Annotated in this window: 18 protein-coding genes; 3 read left to right on the forward strand and 15 right to left on the reverse strand. The window is 41.4% G+C overall.

Annotated elements, in window-relative coordinates; translation table 11 throughout:
• Positions 1-83 precede the first annotated feature (83 nt).
• Positions 84-728: a spore protease YyaC gene (yyaC, locus tag CTER_RS19530; RefSeq protein ID WP_004628563.1), complete on the reverse strand. Its 645-nt coding sequence runs from the start codon at positions 726-728 to the stop codon at positions 84-86.
• Between the two features lie 258 nt (positions 729-986).
• On the opposite strand from yyaC, the gene CTER_RS19535 reads away from it, so the two are divergent.
• Together CTER_RS19535 and map are read left to right on the forward strand one after the other, a co-directional pair.
• Positions 987-2,114 (forward strand): SpoIIE family protein phosphatase, encoded by a 1,128-nt coding sequence (locus tag CTER_RS19535; RefSeq protein WP_004628585.1) that lies wholly within the window; start codon positions 987-989, stop codon positions 2,112-2,114.
• 31 nt (positions 2,115-2,145) lie between these two features.
• Positions 2,146-2,970, forward strand: coding sequence for a type I methionyl aminopeptidase (gene map / locus CTER_RS19540; protein ID WP_040761709.1), 825 nt, complete (start codon positions 2,146-2,148; stop codon positions 2,968-2,970).
• Between the two features lie 123 nt (positions 2,971-3,093).
• On the opposite strand, the gene hypB is transcribed toward map, so the two are convergent.
• From hypB to CTER_RS19585, 9 genes are all read right to left on the reverse strand, one after another.
• The gene (gene hypB, locus CTER_RS19545) at positions 3,094-3,738 is read right to left on the reverse strand and encodes a hydrogenase nickel incorporation protein HypB (protein ID WP_004628600.1); all 645 of its coding nucleotides are present in this window, start codon (positions 3,736-3,738) and stop codon (positions 3,094-3,096) included.
• 21 nt (positions 3,739-3,759) lie between these two features.
• Positions 3,760-4,428 carry a trimeric intracellular cation channel family protein gene (locus CTER_RS19550; protein WP_004628632.1) on the reverse strand — a complete coding sequence of 223 codons (669 nt, stop codon included), beginning with the start codon at positions 4,426-4,428 and terminating at the stop codon, positions 3,760-3,762.
• Between the two features lie 96 nt (positions 4,429-4,524).
• The gene (hypA, locus tag CTER_RS19555; RefSeq protein WP_004628550.1) at positions 4,525-4,866 is read right to left on the reverse strand and encodes a hydrogenase maturation nickel metallochaperone HypA; all 342 of its coding nucleotides are present in this window, start codon (positions 4,864-4,866) and stop codon (positions 4,525-4,527) included.
• 211 nt (positions 4,867-5,077) lie between these two features.
• Positions 5,078-5,455, reverse strand: coding sequence for a 4Fe-4S binding protein (locus tag CTER_RS19560; protein ID WP_004628557.1), 378 nt, complete (start codon positions 5,453-5,455; stop codon positions 5,078-5,080).
• Between the two features lie 111 nt (positions 5,456-5,566).
• Positions 5,567-6,646 carry a hydrogenase large subunit gene (locus CTER_RS19565; RefSeq protein ID WP_004628623.1) on the reverse strand — a complete coding sequence of 360 codons (1,080 nt, stop codon included), beginning with the start codon at positions 6,644-6,646 and terminating at the stop codon, positions 5,567-5,569.
• Complete coding sequence (locus tag CTER_RS19570) at positions 6,646-7,026, reverse strand: NADH-quinone oxidoreductase subunit C (RefSeq protein WP_004628619.1); 381 nt, start codon at positions 7,024-7,026, stop codon at positions 6,646-6,648. Before CTER_RS19570 ends, CTER_RS19565 begins: the two co-directional genes overlap by 1 nt.
• Positions 7,027-7,125: 99 nt before the next feature.
• Positions 7,126-7,575 carry an NADH-quinone oxidoreductase subunit B family protein gene (locus CTER_RS19575; protein ID WP_004628553.1) on the reverse strand — a complete coding sequence of 150 codons (450 nt, stop codon included), beginning with the start codon at positions 7,573-7,575 and terminating at the stop codon, positions 7,126-7,128.
• 97 nt (positions 7,576-7,672) lie between these two features.
• Positions 7,673-8,527, reverse strand: coding sequence for a respiratory chain complex I subunit 1 family protein (locus tag CTER_RS19580; RefSeq protein ID WP_004628578.1), 855 nt, complete (start codon positions 8,525-8,527; stop codon positions 7,673-7,675).
• Positions 8,524-10,509, reverse strand: a complete 1,986-nt coding sequence (locus tag CTER_RS19585; protein ID WP_004628634.1) for an NADH-quinone oxidoreductase subunit 5 family protein — start codon at positions 10,507-10,509, stop codon at positions 8,524-8,526. Before CTER_RS19585 ends, CTER_RS19580 begins: the two co-directional genes overlap by 4 nt.
• A 582-nt stretch (positions 10,510-11,091) precedes the next feature.
• On the opposite strand from CTER_RS19585, the gene ytvI reads away from it, so the two are divergent.
• Positions 11,092-12,153, forward strand: a complete 1,062-nt coding sequence (gene ytvI / locus CTER_RS19590; protein ID WP_004628612.1) for a sporulation integral membrane protein YtvI — start codon at positions 11,092-11,094, stop codon at positions 12,151-12,153.
• Positions 12,154-12,281: 128 nt separating this feature from the next.
• Here the strand turns inward: ytvI and prmC are convergent, their stop codons facing one another.
• From prmC to CTER_RS19615, 5 genes are all read right to left on the reverse strand, one after another.
• A complete protein-coding gene (gene prmC / locus CTER_RS19595; protein ID WP_004628559.1) occupies positions 12,282-13,184 on the reverse strand; it encodes a peptide chain release factor N(5)-glutamine methyltransferase in 903 nt (300 codons plus the stop codon).
• 64 nt (positions 13,185-13,248) lie between these two features.
• The gene (locus CTER_RS19600) at positions 13,249-14,184 is read right to left on the reverse strand and encodes a DUF1385 domain-containing protein (RefSeq protein WP_004628576.1); all 936 of its coding nucleotides are present in this window, start codon (positions 14,182-14,184) and stop codon (positions 13,249-13,251) included.
• Positions 14,185-14,468: 284 nt separating this feature from the next.
• A complete protein-coding gene (gene rpmE / locus CTER_RS19605; protein WP_004628621.1) occupies positions 14,469-14,678 on the reverse strand; it encodes a 50S ribosomal protein L31 in 210 nt (69 codons plus the stop codon).
• Positions 14,679-14,867: 189 nt separating this feature from the next.
• Complete coding sequence (gene rho / locus CTER_RS19610) at positions 14,868-17,210, reverse strand: transcription termination factor Rho (RefSeq protein WP_004628592.1); 2,343 nt, start codon at positions 17,208-17,210, stop codon at positions 14,868-14,870.
• Between the two features lie 203 nt (positions 17,211-17,413).
• Positions 17,414-18,073, reverse strand: coding sequence for a hypothetical protein (locus tag CTER_RS19615; RefSeq protein WP_131469465.1), 660 nt, complete (start codon positions 18,071-18,073; stop codon positions 17,414-17,416).
• Between the last annotated feature and the right edge of the window lies 1 nt (position 18,074).

Genomic DNA, 18,074 nt, shown 5'->3' on the forward strand with positions numbered 1-18,074 from the left:
GCACTTTTAACCGGCTCATCCATTGATCTAACTGTGCTCGCGTACCTTTATTTAATTAATTGTATTGTTTTATTTAACATGTTTTATGAATTTATTTCGTTCACCGCTATATCTTCATGGTTTTGAGCTTCCGGAGGTGTAATTGTTTTACCCAGCATTTCGTCCCGGGAAATTCTCCACAGCACGTACTTTATTCCGCCCGATATGAGATCGGCCATTTTCATGACTGTACCCAGTCTGGTATTTTGGAGTATAAGAAAATCCATAAAACCGCTGAAATTGACTATCCCGGTTATATGCATATCACCAATGGGCTTGAGGTCCTTGTTGACGGCAGAGCCCGGCTTTATGGGCCCCTTCCCTATTATGATATGGCCTATATGGTCTACCTTTCCGAGGCATGCATCTATTGCGATAATAAAAGGATTATTAAACTTCTGATTGATCTCCTTTGTGATCTCATCAATGTTTTTGGCATGAACCGGGGTATCCAGATTTCCATATACATAAACCCTGTCGCTTCTGAGGCTTTTCAATTTATGCCCTATAATGGGTCCCAGGCTGTCTCCTGTTGATCTGTCGGTTCCTATACACACAAACACTATTTGATTATCACCGGTTCTGCATACTTTCATATACTGGTACATTGCTTCAGAAAATACTGCGAAGGCATTTGCTGCTGTTGAATCAACATATATCGGATTTGTAGCTTTCGTCCCCAGACTCATTGTCTCTTCTCCATTTCATATTCGTTTTTAGTTATCCCCAGAGATGATTAAATAATAGTTTTGCCCTGGAATAACGAAATTTCCTCGTCCGGAATTCGGGGCTTATTATTTATCCATTCCTTAGTATTGACAGAAATTGAGTCGATTAATATTTTTATAATCATTTCAGCCTTTTTAGAATAAACTATGTTAAAATATATGTAGTCTTAGTTAGTATCTATGATATTTTTCTAAGTATTATGAGAAAGGTTGATTCTATTGCCATACAGATTGAAAAAGAAACTTGGTACTACAGCATGTAATTTTATTGAAGATATAATTGACGGAATGCAGGATTGGGTCCGCGTTATCGCCCTGGACAGCACCGTGCTCTTCGTTAACAGATCAATGCGTCAGGCCTTAGGCAATAGAGATATAATAGGTCGGAAATGTTACCAGACCCTGGGACGTACATCACCTTGTCCGAATTGTATTTCAAGAAATAACCGTACCGACTGGTCGGCCAGTAAGGAAGAAATCATAGGCGGACGTATTTTCTCGGTAACCAGTTCCCCTTTGAGAAATCAGGAAACCGGAGAAGTAGAGGCTGTTATAGAAGTCCTTCACGACATTACCGAACTAAAAAACCTGAGCAGGGAACTGGAAAACCAGAATGCCAAGCTCAGAGCCGATCTGTCAATGGCCAGAAGGCTCCAATGCAGCCTTCTTCCAAATAGTCAGCTCAACACCGATAAAATTGATTTCAGTTTTATATACAGACCGTGTGAAACCCTGGGCGGAGACTTCCTTGATATTTACCAGATAGATGACAGCCATATCGGTGTTTATATTGCCGACGTGTCGGGGCACGGAGTTGCTGCCTCAATGCTGACAATGTTCCTGAGAACAGCCCTTGATAAAAAACTGCTGTCACCTGCCAGGACTCTTAACCAGCTATTTGAATATTTTAATAGGAACGGCTTTGCCGATGAGTTATATATAGCAATCTTTTATGGAATTATAGATATATCCAATTACACTTTTACATACTCAAACGCAGGGTTGAATGTTTGCCCCGTTATCTTTTCCAAAAACAGCACACAAATATTGAGAGCGCCGGGAATCCCCATAAGCAACTGGGTTGAAAATCCTGAATATGTGGAGGTTGTAGTTAATATATATCCCAGGGACAGAATGTTTTTTTATACAGACGGTATAATAGAATTAAAGAATACTGAAAATGCGCAATTCGGAGAAGAGCGCATAGTCCAGCACCTGCTTGAATCCGATGTGGAGCCCTCTATTGCCTTATCGGGACTTGTCGACAAAGCCATAGCATTTGCAGGGAAAAAGGATACTAATGAGATAATTGACGATATTACTGTTGCATTGATTGAAATAAAATAAATTTTGGATATGTGGTGCAGAATGCACTATTATGGAGGTTTACGTGCTAAGTGATGATATTTTATCAAACATTGAAAAATACAGGCTCCAGGGATATATTATTCCTCATCCGTCTCTGATTAAAACTCAGGAGCAGCTTGAGGGAATCAGAATAAGCGGTAAGATAACCACTGAGATCCTTGCCCTGCTGGATAGGGAAATCCACCCGGGAATGACAACCGCACAAATTGATAAGCTGGTCTATGATTATACCGCTGATCATGGTGCTGTTCCTGCCACCTTGAATTACAACGGTTTCCCAAAGAGTGTATGCACTTCGATTAATGATGTGGTATGCCACGGAATACCCAGTGACAAAACCGTTTTAAAGCCGGGGGATATTATTAATATAGATGTTTCTACAATTCTGAACGGGTTCTTTTCAGACGCCAGCAGGATGTATCTGGTTGGGGAAGTATCCCCTCAGGCCAAAAGACTTGTGAAAGTGACCAAAGAGTGTCTGGAGCTGGGTACCAGGCAGGTAAAACCTTACGGATCAATAAATGACATAGGCAGGGCCATTGAACCATATGCAAACCAGAATGGATATACGGTTGTACGGGATCTTGGCGGCCATGGTGTCGGACTTAAATTTCATGAAGAACCCCATGTAGACCACTTTGAAAAAACAGGCAAGGGAGTTTTGATGCTTCCCGGTATGGTATTTACAGTTGAACCGATGATAAACGAAGGCGGCTACAGTGTTAAAATGGCACACGACAATTGGACTATCACAACCCGGGATGGTTCCTTGTCGGCCCAATGGGAATACACCATTGCAGTGACTGAAACCGGCTACGAGATACTTGCCGGATAAAGGACGCTCAAATAAAGCTCAAATAAAAGTACACGCTTGAAATTGCAGTTCATCACTTGCGATGAACCGTACAAATTTCAGGCATGTACTTTTTTGCATTCCATTTACTAAAGCCTGCTCCTGTCATTTTGAAGCATCTAAAAACCACTGTGCCAGCTGATCTACTCCTTCTCCCGTTCTGCAGGATACTTCAAAGATTTCCGCCTTCTCGTTCAAAGCTCTGACACCTTTATAGAAACTGTCTCTGTCAAAATCTATATATGGCATCAGGTCAGTTTTATTCAGGACAATTATATCTGCCAGTTCAAACATCGAGGTGTATTTGTAAGGTTTGTCATGTCCTTCCGGAACACTGGCGATTACCATTTTTATGCCTTCTCCAAGATCAAAGGAGGATGGGCAAACCAGGTTTCCCACATTTTCAATAAATAAAATTGTACCGTCATCCGGATTCAAGCTCTCAACAGAAGCTTTAATCATATTTGCATCCAGGTGGCAGCCTCCCCCCGTATTAATCTGTATAACGGGCTTACCCAGCTTGTCTATCTTTTCGGCATCGATGCTGGAGGCTATATCTCCCTCGACTACCGCAACATTCACCTTATCGCCAAACGCTTCGATCAGCCTTAATATGGTGCTGGTCTTCCCCGAGCCCGGAGAAGCCATTATGTTGACAGCCTTAATTCTCTTTTTCTGAAAATAGTCTCTGTTTTCTTCTGCAAGCTTATCGTTGGCATGCATTATGTTTTTCATAACTTTAACTTCCATAAGTACCTCCATCTTTTATATTTATAAATTATTGTTCTTGAACCTGAAGTTTCTTCTGTCACTTCTGCCGTCACTTCCACGGTGTTCACTTTTGCTGAGTATAGGCAGGTTCAAACCGAATTTAACCGATATCATCCTTATGGAAAGAACAACTGCTATACATATGTAAGTATTTACATTTATATTAACATTATCATAAAACAGATAAAACAGTACCGATCCGATAATGGACGGAATGGCATATATCTCGCTTCTGAAGATCAGCGGGATTTCATTGACCAGGATATCCCTTAATATTCCGCCCCCCACTCCTGTTATAACGCCTGCGAAAACGACTCCCAGCAAGGGCAATCCATATTCTATTGCCCTGTAAGTGGCCGTTACGGTAAAAACACCCAAACCAATGGCATCAAATAAAATTATAACAGATATTATCCTGTTTACAAATTTATAAAGCACACAGGTCACCGCCATTGATGCAGTAATGGCGGCAAAGTACTTCCACTCGGTAAAAAACACCGGTATGTTCCTGCCAATAACAACATCTCTTATTATCCCGCCTCCGGAAGCTGTTATCATTGCCAAAACATAAACCCCAAACAAGTCAAGCTTGTTCCTGATGCCCACAAGTACTCCCGAAACCGCAAAAGCAACGGTTCCGATAATATCTACTATGCTTAAGACCAGCATTATGCTTCCCCCGGGCATTTATAACAACACACTCCCAGTTAAATATCATATTCCATAATATGATATTTGCAGGGAATAGTGAAAATCAAATCCTTTTTAATCAATTTCAAGACTCTCTATATAAAATTCTTTTCCTCTATCCGTGGGCATTCCCAAACCACCACATTTGGGGCAGTCAAATCCCTTGGGAGGCTTGACAAAAACTTCTCCGCACTCCCTGCACTTAAATTCTGCTTTGACCCTGTTAAATGCGAGCCTGGCCCCCTGCGCCAAGGTGCCCTCGCTCATGATATCAAAATACATCTGCACCGAATCATCTATTATTGTGGACAAATCACCTATAACAAGGCGGATTTCCAGGATTTTTGAGGCCCCGGCGCGCTTTGCTTCCTCCAGCGCTATATTTAACATTGACTGCGTAACGGCATATTCATGCATGAATCATCACCACCATCTTTCCAGCTTTAACCGGCTTTTCGGCTGCATTTATTATATCATTGCCTACAAAAATTCATAAACACCGGCACATGCGGGCTGATAATACAAATGCAAATACGCCGGCTTGACAGCCGGCGTATTATAATTGTTAATTATCTGTTTTTCAACAGCGGAGCAGCATAACATTACAAGGTGCTCCGCCATATAAAAGTTACGCTGTAACTTTGCTGGCGTCTTCTGCCTGAACAGGCTTCTCAGCCTGCACAACCTTTAGATTTTCCTTGGTCGACACTGCTGTCTTGTGGGCTGCGCTTGCCACTATACACTTCTTTGGGCAGGCTTCCACACATGCATTACAGATAACACATTTGAACTGATTGATCTCCCAGGACTTCTCAGCCTTGTTAACCACAATGGCATTTGCAGGACATTTTCTCTGGCATATGCCGCAAAAAATACACTTATCTATTTCACAACCTTCGATCTGTCCTCTGGAATCCTTAAAAGGCTCTCTTTTTTCAAAAGGATACATTCTGGTTGCAGGTTTTGACACCAGGTTTTTAAATACATTTTCAACCATTTTCAACATATTAACCCTCCAATCCACATGTCAGACGTGCTGCCGGCTCCAACCACCACACCCGCGCACGCAGTCAAATACATTCGTTTATGCCTCGGCACACTTGTCACTTTAAAAGTGTTATCTTTCTGTACAGGATATACATGGGTCAATTGTCAGTATAAGCAGCGGCACATCAGCCAGCTGGCTGCCGGGAAGCATTTTTATAAGTGAAGGTATATTTTGAAAAGTAGGAGTTCTGAGCCTCAATCTCTCGAGATTCTTGGTCCCGTTTGCTCTCAAATAGTACAACACTTCGCCTCTTGGCTGTTCAACCCTGGATATGACCTCTCCTTTGGGAGGATTACCCTTGAAAGGAGCAACATGTTCTCCTTCGGGTATCTTGGCTATAGCCTGCTTAATAAGATCTATTGACTGGTATACTTCATGCAGCCTCACGTATGTTCTGGCATAGTTATCACCGTCGGAATGTGTTACAGGTTCAAAATCCAGCTGGCCATAAGCCGAATAGCCTGTGGTTCTTAAATCCATGGGTATTCCTGCTGCTCTCGCCATTGGCCCCACTGCACATAATTCAATGGCATCGGCCTTGGACAGGATTCCTCTTCCCACCAGTCTGTGTTTGACAGTGTAGTTGTTCAGGAACACGGCCTCAACCTGCTGTATATCGTGCTTTATCTCATCAACTGTTACATTGATTTTTACCATTTGTTCCTTGGTAAGGTCACGTCTCGTACCGCCAATTGTATTAGCTGATATAACAACTCTGGCACCGGCGGTTTCTTCCATGATATCCATTACCTTTTCCCTGTCTCTCCATACCTGCATGAAAAGACTTTCGAAACCAAAGGCATCGGCCAGGAGTCCCAGCCACAAAAGGTGACTGTGCATTCTGTGAAGCTCTGCCCAGATAACTCTCAGGAACTTTGCCCTGTCGGGGACCTCGATGTTCATTAACTCTTCAATTCCCTGGCAGTATGCCATTGCGTGCATAACGCTGCATATTCCACAGACTCTCTCAACCACAAATACGTTTTGCGTAAATTCCTTGGTTTCTGTGAGTTTTTCAAGACCTCTATGCACATATCCAATGGCAGGTATTGCATCTACTATATTTTCATCTTCCATAACCAGCTTGATATGAAGGGGTTCCGGAAGCACAGGGTGCTGCGGTCCAAAAGGTATTACCGTCGAACTCATTATTGTTTACCCCCTCTTTGCTCGATAGTTATTTGCTGCCTCAAGAATGGTGATCCCAATTCTTCTTCGGATAAGAGCATATGTCCGCCATAATCAATTACTATGCCGGTTATATTTAATCCGAACAGTTCCTTCATTTCATTTTCAACCAGTACTGCACTGAAAATTACTTTTGAAATACTGGGGACTTCTTCACCTTTTTTAACAGTGATCTTGAAATTTTTCATTCCGTAGTCCCTGTCAAAATGATAAATAACATCTATAGTGTCATCACCATTATCTGCACATGATGCAGTAACAAATCTGTAGCCCTCTACCTTGGCTTTGGTTATTTCACCAAGTAACTGGTCACTCGTAATTTCCACTAAATTTTCAATCATATTCTACTAACCTCCTGAGCCCTTTCAGGCTTTGAGCCTCAAAAGGGACTAATATGAAGTAACAATCCCGGAATAGCCCGAATGCTATCATGACCGCTACTATTTGCCTTCGTCCTTCATTGCATCTGCCTTTTCATCCAATTTGCCTATACCCTGGACTATACCGTCAATAATAGCTTCAGGTCTTGCGCAGCAGCCCGGAACGAATACGTCTACAGGAATAACATTTTCAATTCCGCCCATTACATTGTAGCACTCCCTGAAAATTCCTCCCGTACAGGCACAGGCGCCGATTGCAACTACTACCTTTGGATCGGGCATTTGATTGTATATATTTTTTAATACATGTGCGTTTCTTTTATTTGCAGAACCGGTAACAAGCAAAATATCTGCATGCTTGGGATTGCCTACATTTATTATTCCCAATCTTTCAGCATCATACAACGGTGTGAGACAGGCCAAAACCTCAATATCACAGCCATTGCAGCTTGTACAGTCATAATGTATTACCCAGGGTGATTTTTTCCTTGACTTGCTTATTATACCCATACAATTCACCTTTCTTACAATTAGTTAGCCATTCTTTTTCCGAAAACAGCACTGACAATTACTGGCTTATTTGCAGCATTTTATTGTCGAATCCACTCTAGATCAGGTACATCCAGACTATATTAACAAGCGCCGCGCCGATTCCGGCTACCCAGGTTACTTTTACCATCCACTGCCAGGTAACTCTTGCGCTCACATTATCTATAACTATTTCACAGAAGTAACTTGCTAATGCTATTAATATACCTACCCATATAGGTTGAGCAAAAAACAAAGTAATTAATCCCAATAAAAGTACAAGATCAAACCAGTGTGTCAGCTCGATCAAAGCCAGCTGAGTTCCGGAAAACTCGGTGGTAAGACCCTTTATAAGTTCCTGGTGTCCATGGTGTGAAGTTGAAAAGTCAAAAGGTGACTTTCTAAGCTTGATGGTCAGGACATACAGGAAAGCAAGAAACACCAGCGGCAAGCTGAACAGCAAAGGCTCCCCATGGTTGAATATTTCTGAAATCATAAAGCTGCCTGTTGCCTTGTAAACACCGACAACCATTAAAAGCAGTACAGGCTCGTAAGCCATCATCTGCATTATTTCTCTCTGTGCACCGATCTTACTGTAAGGTGAACGGACACTCATGGCTCCCATTATCAATGAAACAGCAGAGAATGCCAGGATAAACATCAGCATCAGCAAGTCCTGTTTCAAAACAAGCATTATCAAAGCACCTACAGCAAAGAACAAATGTCCCATTACATAAACCATTTGAGTCTGGTTTACAGCTATACCCTGTTTGCCCAGCAGCTTAAAGAAATCATAAAAGGGCTGCAGCAGCGGAGGACCAAATCTATTCTGCATTCTTGCGGTTATTTTTCTGTCTATACCGGTTAATAAACCACCAACTATTGGAGCGGCTATTATGGCAATAACAGCAATAATTAAATTGTTTATGCTCATAATCCAATCACCACCCCTAACATTATAATAATTACAGCACCTGCAACGGCATTAACCCAGAAGGTCAGCTTGTTTTCACCAAATACAGACTGCATGTAATAGTTTCTTACCACAACCGTTTCAACCTTGTCTCCAGGGCTGATGAATTCCAAACCTCTTAAATCCTCGTCAGCATTTGAACCGCATAAATATGGAGGCTTTAATCTGCTGGGTTTGATTCTGTTTGAAATTATCGGTATTGCCACCATAAGGATCAGAATCACAGCAAAGAACATGATGGAAGCAAATCCACCGTAAACTGCGGCATCCACTTTATGGAGCCAGATTCCCAGACCTGTTCCTGCAAGTTCTTCCCTGTCTGCCATCTTAAACGCCAGGATCTGTGGCTTGACAAAATTATTGTACAATGGAGCAATACCTATGCTTGCTGCCATAACAAACGCAATCAAGGCTGAAAGTGCGGCCTTCATTGAAAAGGACAACTTTTCAATATGGAACTTCGGCTTATAGGACATGGTCAAAATGATACCTATCCACTTAGACCAGAAAACAACCGTCAGAGCACTTCCAAGTATGATAAACAGAAGTACCAGCGGCTGGTGAACAGCAGTTTCTATAGCCATCCATTTTGTAATAAGCACACCGAAAGGCGGCAGTAACATTGAAATCTGTCCTATAACGGTTATTACGGTTGTAAACGGCATTCTCTTGAACAGTCCCTGCATATCTTCGATATCACGGCTTCCGATACCCAATTCAATAGTACCGACACAAAGGAACAGCAGTCCTTTTGAAACAGCGTGGAATATCATAAGAAGTATTGCCGCAGCAAGAGATATTCTTGTTCCGATACCGGCACAGCAGATAATCAAACCGAGGTTTGCAATTGTCGAGTACGCAAGCACCTTCTTGGCGTTGCTCTGACTTATTGCTATAGCCGACGCTGCTACGAAAGTAAAACCTCCGACTATTGCAACCAGCTGTCCGAGTATTGTTCCTGCAAATGCAGGTGAAATTCTTACCACCAGATACACACCGGCCTTAACCATTGTACTGGAGTGCAGCAGTGCCGATACAGGAGTCGGTGCAACCATGGCTCCCAGCAGCCAGCTCTGGAACGGAAACTGTGCCGACTTTGTAAAACCTGCTATACACAGCAGAGCAAGCGCAATCGGAAGAGTTCCTGCAAGGGCCCCCTCCATTCCTGATGCCGAGATTTCCTGTATGGAAAGTGTATTGAGGCTGGAATTCATCATCACTATTGCAATAATGAATGCCACACCCCCAATCGAGTTGATCCACAAAGCTCTTAAACCGTTCTTAACGGCTATTTCTGTTCCGTCATGTGATATCAACAGGAATGAGCAAAGCGTTGTTATCTCCCAGAAGAAGTACATCCAGGATAAGTTGTCGGTCATTACCAATGCGTTCATGGCACTTAAGAAAATGAACAGTATCATGAAAAATCTTGGCTGCCTTGATACCTTCAAGTGCAGGTGATGCTCATGTTCTTTCATATAGCCTATGGCAAATACGGTAATAATCGGTCCGATGATTGATACCAGCATTATCATTATTAATGACAGGTAATCAATTACAAATGCCGCTTCAGGTTCATTAACCTTTCCGAAAACTCCAAATATTTCAAATAACGCCCAAGGTATAAATTGTAATACTGATAAAATAAATACTATTGCCTTTTTATGCTTTAATCCGATGTACGCTATATAGCAGAAGAGCAACAGGTCAAAGCCCTTGATCACCCAACTGACTAATTCAAGTACACTGTGCTCCATCTGGAATACAAGTTTTCCATCAGGAGATTCTACCATAAGTGCAATAAATCCGCCTGCTACTGCAAAGAGTAATAATGTCGAAATGCTTACTATTGCAATGCGCAATTTCTGATTTCTAATTATAAAGCATAACACAGCACTCAGTGCAGGCAGCAGAATAGCTGCCAGTAATAAATACCAATCCACAGCTAATTCTCCTTTCAAAATGTTATTTAACCCCTTATATTTTTTTAAGAATTGCCACTATCCATTTCATAAATAATGAAAATTCATAAAAGCCCAACGTCATATAATCAGATACGGGAAAATTATAAGTTAAGAATCATTCCCTAATAAATGATAATGAGAAACTGACATTAAGTCAAACTCTTTTAATCTAGAATAAAATAGTGAATTATGACTTTAATCTGCCATACTCTCACAATGTCTTCCGTTTATCATTTTACAATATATTTTAGTAAATTGAAAGCAAAAAGCCTATATTTATAAGGGATTTAAATAAAAAATTTGAATATTGTATACACTTATTACTATATGCTCCCAGAATATGAAATGATTACACCATTATTAACAGTTATGGCTTTTTTAGTGTGAACAGCTGTATAATACAGGTATAAAAGTAATATTTCTGCTGCCTCATTTGGCTAATATATGAAGTATATTACTGCAAATTTTGGTTATATTGGCTGACACTCAACAGCATGATTTTGTAATATAATAGTAATAACAGTTTTCAGAGGATGAACTACTTTTATTATTGGAGGTACTATGGATTTTTGGGACAAATATAAAGGTACGGTTAAGAAAATAGTTTTAATAGTATTAATTTTCGCTTCCATATATGTTTCAATCAAATATTTATTGCCATTTTTTGCACCTTTCGTAATTGCACTTATCGTTTCCTACATAAATGAGCCTGTAATCCGGCTTTTGCAAAAAATTAAAATTTCCAGGAAAGTCGCAGCCTGTATTTCCCTGCTGTTTACAATGTCAGTGCTGGCTTTTGTAATCACCCTCGGGGTCATTAAAGTCTATAATGAGCTGATAGCTCTACAGGATAATATTAACTCCTATTCTGTGGACATATCTGACAAATTGAACAAGCTGCTGTTTAAGTTTACCAACTTTTATAATGCTCTCCCGGTTGAAGTAACGGGCACCGTCACAACAAACCTTTCATCCGTAACTACAAAAATCACTGATTTTATAACAGCCATTATACAAACAGCCATCAGCACCGTATCTTCCATCCCGAAATTAACAGTGTTTGCCATCGTCACCATACTGGCAACCTATTTCATCAGCAGTGACCGGAAGGCTATATCCTCTTTCTTTTACAGGCAGCTGCCATTCTCCTGGAGAAAGCGTATGACGGGGATTAAAAAGGATACCATCAAAGCCTTGCTGGGATACTTCAGGGCAATTTTGATACTCATGGGTTTTACCTTTGTGGAAGTGAGTGTGGGCTTGTTTATACTGGACGTGAAATATGCCTTTTTACTGGCTTTAATAGTGGCATTATCCGATGCCATTCCAATTGTCGGAACAGGAGTGGTCATGCTCCCCTGGATACTGTGGAACGTATTCACCGGCAATATGCCCCTGGCCTTCGGTCTGGCAATAATATATATCCTTGGAATACTGATAAGACAGATCATGGAACCAAAGATAGTAGGGAGTCAGATAGGCCTTCACCCGCTGGTAACACTGTTCGCCATGTATATAGGTCTGCAGTTTTTCAGCATTCTCGGCATGTTTATCGGGCCCATCAGTATGATTATAGTAAAAAATCTGCAGGACGCAGGCGCTTTGAAGCTGTGGAACGACTAGAAACTCAGGGTTGTGCTTGGAAGGCCAAATATTTAACACATTATGCCAGTTGGTTAATCATAATCAATATTGCAAGTAAAAGTGTACAGGCTATACCGGTACTTCCAGATACAACAGTATCGTTTCTCCTATTTTTTTAATCGTCCCAAAACAACTCTATCGTTACTCCCCAGATCCTTCAGGACGGTAACACTTCCAAAGCTGTTCTCCATTAGCCTGCCGACACTTTCACCCTGGTTATAGCCTATTTCCAGCACCAGATAGCCATCCTTATAAAGAAACCCGGGCGCAGCATAAATTATTTTTCTGTAGAAATCAAGGCCGTCTGCGCCGCCGTCCAGGGCGATGTATGGTTCGTGATCACAGACCTGCCTTTCAAGGGTTTTTACCGTTCCGGTTTCAATATACGGGGGATTGCTGACTATAATATGGAACTTCTCCCGGCCGTCAAGTGCCTCAAACAGATCTCCGCAGCGGAATTCCAGCTGTTTCTCCACTCCGGCCCGCACCGAATTTATCCGGGCTATTTCCAGAGCCTCCTGTGATATATCACATGCTGCCACCCTGCTGCCGGGACAGTAATGTGCAATGCTCACGGCTATACAGCCCGATCCGGTGCACATGTCCAAAACCCTTGCTCCAGAAACACAGCAGGCTTTTTCCTGGCTACATTCATCTGTCAGTCCATTGAACCCGTTCCCGTTTATCAGCTCAATGCATTTTTCCACCAGAATTTCGGTATCCTGCCTCGGAATCAGCACGGCGGGACTAACTTTAAAGCTCAAGGACATAAACTCGGCCTCACCCAGAAGATACTGTAGCGGCACATTTTCCGACCGCTTGTGGAGGAATACCTCCAATTCCGCAAGTTCACCGGTTTCAAGTACCCTGTCACCGTGTGTATACAGGTAAGTCCTATTGCAATTCAATACATGACAAAGTATAACCCCGGCTTCCAAAACCGGGGTTTCTATTCCAGCATTTTTTAAAGTTTCTGCTGCATATTGCAAAAACTGCTTGATAGTTTTCATATAATTACACGCTCGCTTACTCTTTAGCTTACCCTCTCTCTTACTTTCTCACTCGCTTTCGCACTTACTTTCCCCACTCGTCACTTCCGTTTTCGGCGGGAATAACTTCCTTAAAAGCCGCGATAGCCACCTCTATCTGGCTGTCGTCAGGCTCTCTGGTTGTAAAAGCCTGGAACATAAGACCGGGAGCGCTGAAAATTTTAAATAGCCAGTTGTCATGTTTCACCGCAAACTTTATGGCTTCAAGCGAAACACCAGCGACGACGGGCACCAGCAGTATTCTGATAAGCGCATTTAGAAAGACATTGTGCCAGCCCGTAAAGGAAAATATCAATATACTGATAATCATAATGGTAAAGAATAAAGAAGTACCGCAGCGTGGGTGCTTTGTGGTGTATTTTCTGACATTCTCAACTGTAAGCTCGTCATCATGCTCATAACAGTGAATGGTTTTGTGCTCGGCGCCATGATATTCCCACACTCTCCTCATCTCCTTGAGAAGTGAAACCAGTGCAAGGTACCCGATAAACAGTCCTACTCTTATTGCTCCCTCGATCAGGTTGAGTATGACCACACCTGATGACGAGTCTCTTTTTATTGGTATAAAGTTTGCTATAAAATTCGGAAGTAATATAAAAAGACCGACACTGAACAAGATAGATATTACAACAGAGAAATAAATGGCAACATCGGCTATTTTATCTCCGAATTTCTCATCCAGCCATTTTTCAAGCTTCGACGGCTCATATTTGTCCCCGTCTTCAAGGTCAACAAATTCCGCCGAATACATCAATGCTTTTACCCCGATAACCATCTGGGAAAAGAGGTTGACAGCTCCTCTGACGATGGGAATCCTGGAAAGTTTGCCTTTGGGCTTTTGCGGTTTTTTATCGATTACTATTTCACCGTCAGGTTTTCTTATCGCTGTGGCTCTGAATTCGGGTCCAATCATCAATAGCCCTTCAAGCAAAGCCTGTCCGCCAATAGTTGTCTTCTTCATTGTAACCTCCTCAAATATATTGTCCTGTCTATAATAAATTTCAAATATTATTTCTCTATCAATAAACAATCCTACTAAGGCTCATATTAAAGCAATTATTAAAGCAAGTCAATTATTTTAAAATAATAATCTTTTTTGAAATGACCCTGCGTCCAAAATCACCTGTCTCAAGCGATTAAGGACTGCCAGACATCAAGAAATTTGTGTATCAGCTAAAACATATAAATTCCCATAAATGAACAAAAGACTGGGAAACTCGCTCCCAGTCCTTTAATGATTTCATATTATGCGTTATCAACGATACCATATTTCTTTTTAAACTTATCAACACGTCCACCGGTATCAATGAGCTTCTGCCTTCCTGTGAAGAAAGGATGACACTTTGAACAAATTTCAACGTGAAGGGACTTTTTTGTAGAACCAGTAGTAAAAGTCTCACCGCAAGCACACTTAACAACTGCTTCCGAGTAATCTGGATGTATTCCTTCTTTCATTGCTTTTCACCTTCTTTCAAACAAAATTGAAACGTCCTCAATTTTTATATATTCAACGTACAGATTGTACCAAGTTGCGTATTAAAGAGGCAAGTGATATTTTAACATAAAAACGCACTTACCGCAATACCCTTTTTGATTATTGCTCAATCCGATTTATTCCAATTTGGCGGTAATTTCAACCGGTTATTATTGGTTTTTATCAAGGAAGGAAATATTAATACTCTTTACAAAGTCATCGTTGGTCTTAGTCTGCAATAACCTGTTTATCAATATCTCTGTCACCTCTGCGGTGCCCATGTTGCTCATTGCTTTCCTGACAGCATATACACTTTCGAGTTCCTTCTGGCTAAGCAGCAATTCTTCTCTTCGTGTACCAGACTTATTAATGTCAATAGCAGGGAAGATCCTCTTTTCAGACAGCTTCCTGTCAAGGTGAAGTTCCATGTTACCCGTTCCCTTGAATTCTTCAAATATAACATCGTCCATCCTGCTGCCTGTTTCAATGAGAGCAGTAGCCATAATGGTCAGGCTTCCGCCGTTTTCAATATTTCTGGCAGCACCGAAAAATCTCTTGGGCTTGTGCAGTGCACCCGGATCCAAACCTCCCGACAAAGTTCTTCCGGTAGGCGGAATAGTGAGGTTATAGGCTCTTGCCAGTCTTGTGATGCTGTCAAGAAGTATTACCACATCCTTCTTCTGCTCAACCAGTCTCTGAGCCCTCTCCAGAACCATTTCCGCAACCTTGATATGGTGTTCGGGCACTTCATCGAAAGTAGAGTAGATTACTTCTCCCTTTATGGAACGCTGCATATCGGTTACTTCTTCCGGACGCTCATCTATCAGTAGAACAATAAGTTCCACTTCAGGATAATTTACTGTGATAGCGTTGGCTATTTTTTTAAGTAAAATGGTTTTACCGGCTTTCGGAGGTGATACTATCATTCCTCTCTGGCCTTTACCAATAGGTGCTATTAAATCTATTAATCTTGTGGAGAATTCTCTTGGAGAAGTTTCCAAAGTTATTCTGCTGTCAGGGTAAATTGGTGTCAGGTACTCAAAAGGTACTCTCTTGGAGGCAACATCAGGTGTATCACCGTTTATTGACTGGACATAGAGTAATGCCTGGAATTTTTCCCCTTCCTTTGGAATCCTGCCTTTTCCTCTCAGCTTGTCTCCCGTTTTAAGGCCGAACCGCCTGATCTGGGAAGGAGATACGTATATGTCTCTTGGCCCTGACAGATAGTTTTCACTTCTGAGGAACCCATAGCCATCGGGCAATACTTCCAGAACGCCTTCTACAGGATCGTCAGCTTCAATTTTCTCATTTGACTGCTGCTGAGGCTGGGCAGTTTGGACAGCCTGTGGCACCGGAGCTGCCTGCACTTGCTGAGTTGTCTGCTGCGGTACTTGCAGAGCTGCCTGAGCATTGGATGCATTTACCTGCGGCGGTTGGGAAACCGGCTGGTTTTGCTGCTGCACAGCCGACTGCTGTGATGTCTGGGGCTGCTGTACCTGAGACTGCTGGTGTGCATTATTCTGCTGCTGTGCATTATTATTATGTTGCTGTATATTATTCTGCTGTTGGTGCTGCTGCGGTCTTGGCAACTGATTGACTGATTTCTGTGACTGAGGCTGTGGCAGAGCAGGTTTGTCCTGATTCACAACAGAAGTATTGGTTTTTATTTGCCTTGGGACATGCTTTACGGGAATTAAAGGCTTCTTTTCAGCTTCCACGTTTTCTGTTTTTTGATCATTTTTTACTGGATGAGTTTTTACCGAAGCAGGCTTTTTATTTTCAACGGTTTTAACAGGATGTATCAGTTTCTCCGATAATCTTCCCGGTTTGGGCTCCGGATTAACTGTCTCCTCTTTTTTTTCAGATACTTCGGGTAAGGTTTTTTTCTCTTCTGTCTCAGGCTCAGCTGATGCATCTTTTAATGCCTTGCTTGGTCTGCCTCTTTTGGATTTTCTCAAAACAGAAGTCTCGGCATCAACATGCTTGTTTTCTTCAGCCGCTTTTGGTTCAGCCGTGCCATTTTCGTCTGAAGAAACCTTCTCGGCTGCCGGTTCCTGTATTTCCTGCTTAATAACAGGAATATCCTTTTCCTTACTTGAATCAGTACTTTTTTCCGTTTTAGCGCTTTTCCTGGTTTTGCCGGTTTGAACAGGCGTATTCTCCGGGCTGCTTAGATTTTCGGTTTTGCCGGCATTTTCCGGTTTACTCTTGCTCGCTTTATTTTTAGTACCTTCAGTTTTCTCCCCGCCTATAGTCTCAGTTGTATTATTTTCACCTGAAGCCCTGGCTTCGCTTTCACTTTTACTGCCGTTTTTGCTCCGGTCAGGTACTATTTTCCCGGAATCAGCCTTTTCAACTGCTTTGGAATCATTAGCTTTATTTGCTTCATCAGAATTTTTCAATATATCCAATAATTCATTCTTTTTTAACTTGGATATGTTTTTTACACCCATCATTTTTGCAATATAACGCAAATCTTCTAGTGTTTTTGACTGTAAATCAATCTGATCCATAGTTCACCACCTTATAAAATCATTTATTGAACATTAAATAGGAAATTTGATTCGAAAAAATCTTTAGAAAAACCTTTTTTATTTAATTCCTTTTTCTAGAGGAGAATTTTTGAATATTCCACAAAAAGCATTATATCAAATGTGTAAATACATGTCAATCTTAGTGTTGTTTTCCCACAATTCTGTCATAATTTCCGAACTTATCAATTATATTTTTGTCTGGTATTTAATTTGGATTTCCTGGCGAATAAAATTATTTTATCTCTTTGAAGTATCTTTTTCAGGTCATTGTTGGTAGATGCAGGTATGAATTTGGTTCTTGAGCATTTATTGCATTTAAGAGTAATTCCTCTTCTGAGCATCGAAACAATAATTCCGTCGCTTCCGCACTCACACCGTAAATTGCCTTTTTCTGCAATGTCATGAATTTTGTTAAGTGTATCAAACATGACCTGAGTATTTTCAAAACATCTGTCATAACCGAATCCGTCAATAATTCCGTCCAATTCTTTTTCAAATTTATCGATGAATTTCCTTACAGAATCATCTTTGCCAATAAAACAATTCTTTATACCGGTTATCTGGCATGTATAAATAATTATATTATTCGCCAGCAGGGCTTCTCTGCTGATAATATGCTTATGCTCCGAACCGCAGCCAATGCACGGAACCGTCAGCCTGTATTCGTTTTTACTTAATTTCTCTATCTCCAGCCGGGACTTTCCGCATTTGCAGCCTGAAGTTATATTCCCGTTCAAAAAAAGTTTGAAAAGGTTGACTTTAGCAAAATCAAATGTCCCGCAAGAGAAGCATTTATATGCAATTGTTATATCCATATCTATCAGCATATCTCTCATCCTCACT

The organism is Ruminiclostridium cellobioparum subsp. termitidis CT1112 (assembly GCF_000350485.1).
Classification (GTDB): Bacteria; Bacillota; Clostridia; order Acetivibrionales; family DSM-1351; genus Ruminiclostridium; species Ruminiclostridium termitidis.

Bases quoted from the DNA above. Each gene is read 5' to 3' on its own strand.
- CTER_RS19550 (WP_004628632.1), bottom strand. From the start codon at position 4,428: ATGCTGGTCTTAAGCATAGTAGATATTATCGGAACCGTTGCTTTTGCG.
- yyaC (WP_004628563.1), bottom strand. From the start codon at position 728: ATGAGTCTGGGGACGAAAGCTACAAATCCGATATATGTTGATTCAACA.
- prmC (WP_004628559.1), bottom strand. From the start codon at position 13,184: ATGAAAACTATCAAGCAGTTTTTGCAATATGCAGCAGAAACTTTAAAA.
- CTER_RS19580 (WP_004628578.1), bottom strand. From the start codon at position 8,527: ATGAGCATAAACAATTTAATTATTGCTGTTATTGCCATAATAGCCGCT.
- CTER_RS19600 (WP_004628576.1), bottom strand. From the start codon at position 14,184: ATGAAGAAGACAACTATTGGCGGACAGGCTTTGCTTGAAGGGCTATTG.
- CTER_RS19570 (WP_004628619.1), bottom strand. From the start codon at position 7,026: ATGATTGAAAATTTAGTGGAAATTACGAGTGACCAGTTACTTGGTGAA.
- rho (WP_004628592.1), bottom strand. From the start codon at position 17,210: ATGGATCAGATTGATTTACAGTCAAAAACACTAGAAGATTTGCGTTAT.
- CTER_RS19575 (WP_004628553.1), bottom strand. From the start codon at position 7,575: ATGGGTATAATAAGCAAGTCAAGGAAAAAATCACCCTGGGTAATACAT.
- rpmE (WP_004628621.1), bottom strand. From the start codon at position 14,678: ATGAAAGAAGGAATACATCCAGATTACTCGGAAGCAGTTGTTAAGTGT.
- hypB (WP_004628600.1), bottom strand. From the start codon at position 3,738: ATGGAAGTTAAAGTTATGAAAAACATAATGCATGCCAACGATAAGCTT.
- hypA (WP_004628550.1), bottom strand. From the start codon at position 4,866: ATGCATGAATATGCCGTTACGCAGTCAATGTTAAATATAGCGCTGGAG.
- map (WP_040761709.1), top strand. From the start codon at position 2,146: ATGGAGGTTTACGTGCTAAGTGATGATATTTTATCAAACATTGAAAAA.
- CTER_RS19565 (WP_004628623.1), bottom strand. From the start codon at position 6,646: ATGAGTTCGACGGTAATACCTTTTGGACCGCAGCACCCTGTGCTTCCG.
- CTER_RS19560 (WP_004628557.1), bottom strand. From the start codon at position 5,455: ATGTTGAAAATGGTTGAAAATGTATTTAAAAACCTGGTGTCAAAACCT.
- ytvI (WP_004628612.1), top strand. From the start codon at position 11,092: ATGGATTTTTGGGACAAATATAAAGGTACGGTTAAGAAAATAGTTTTA.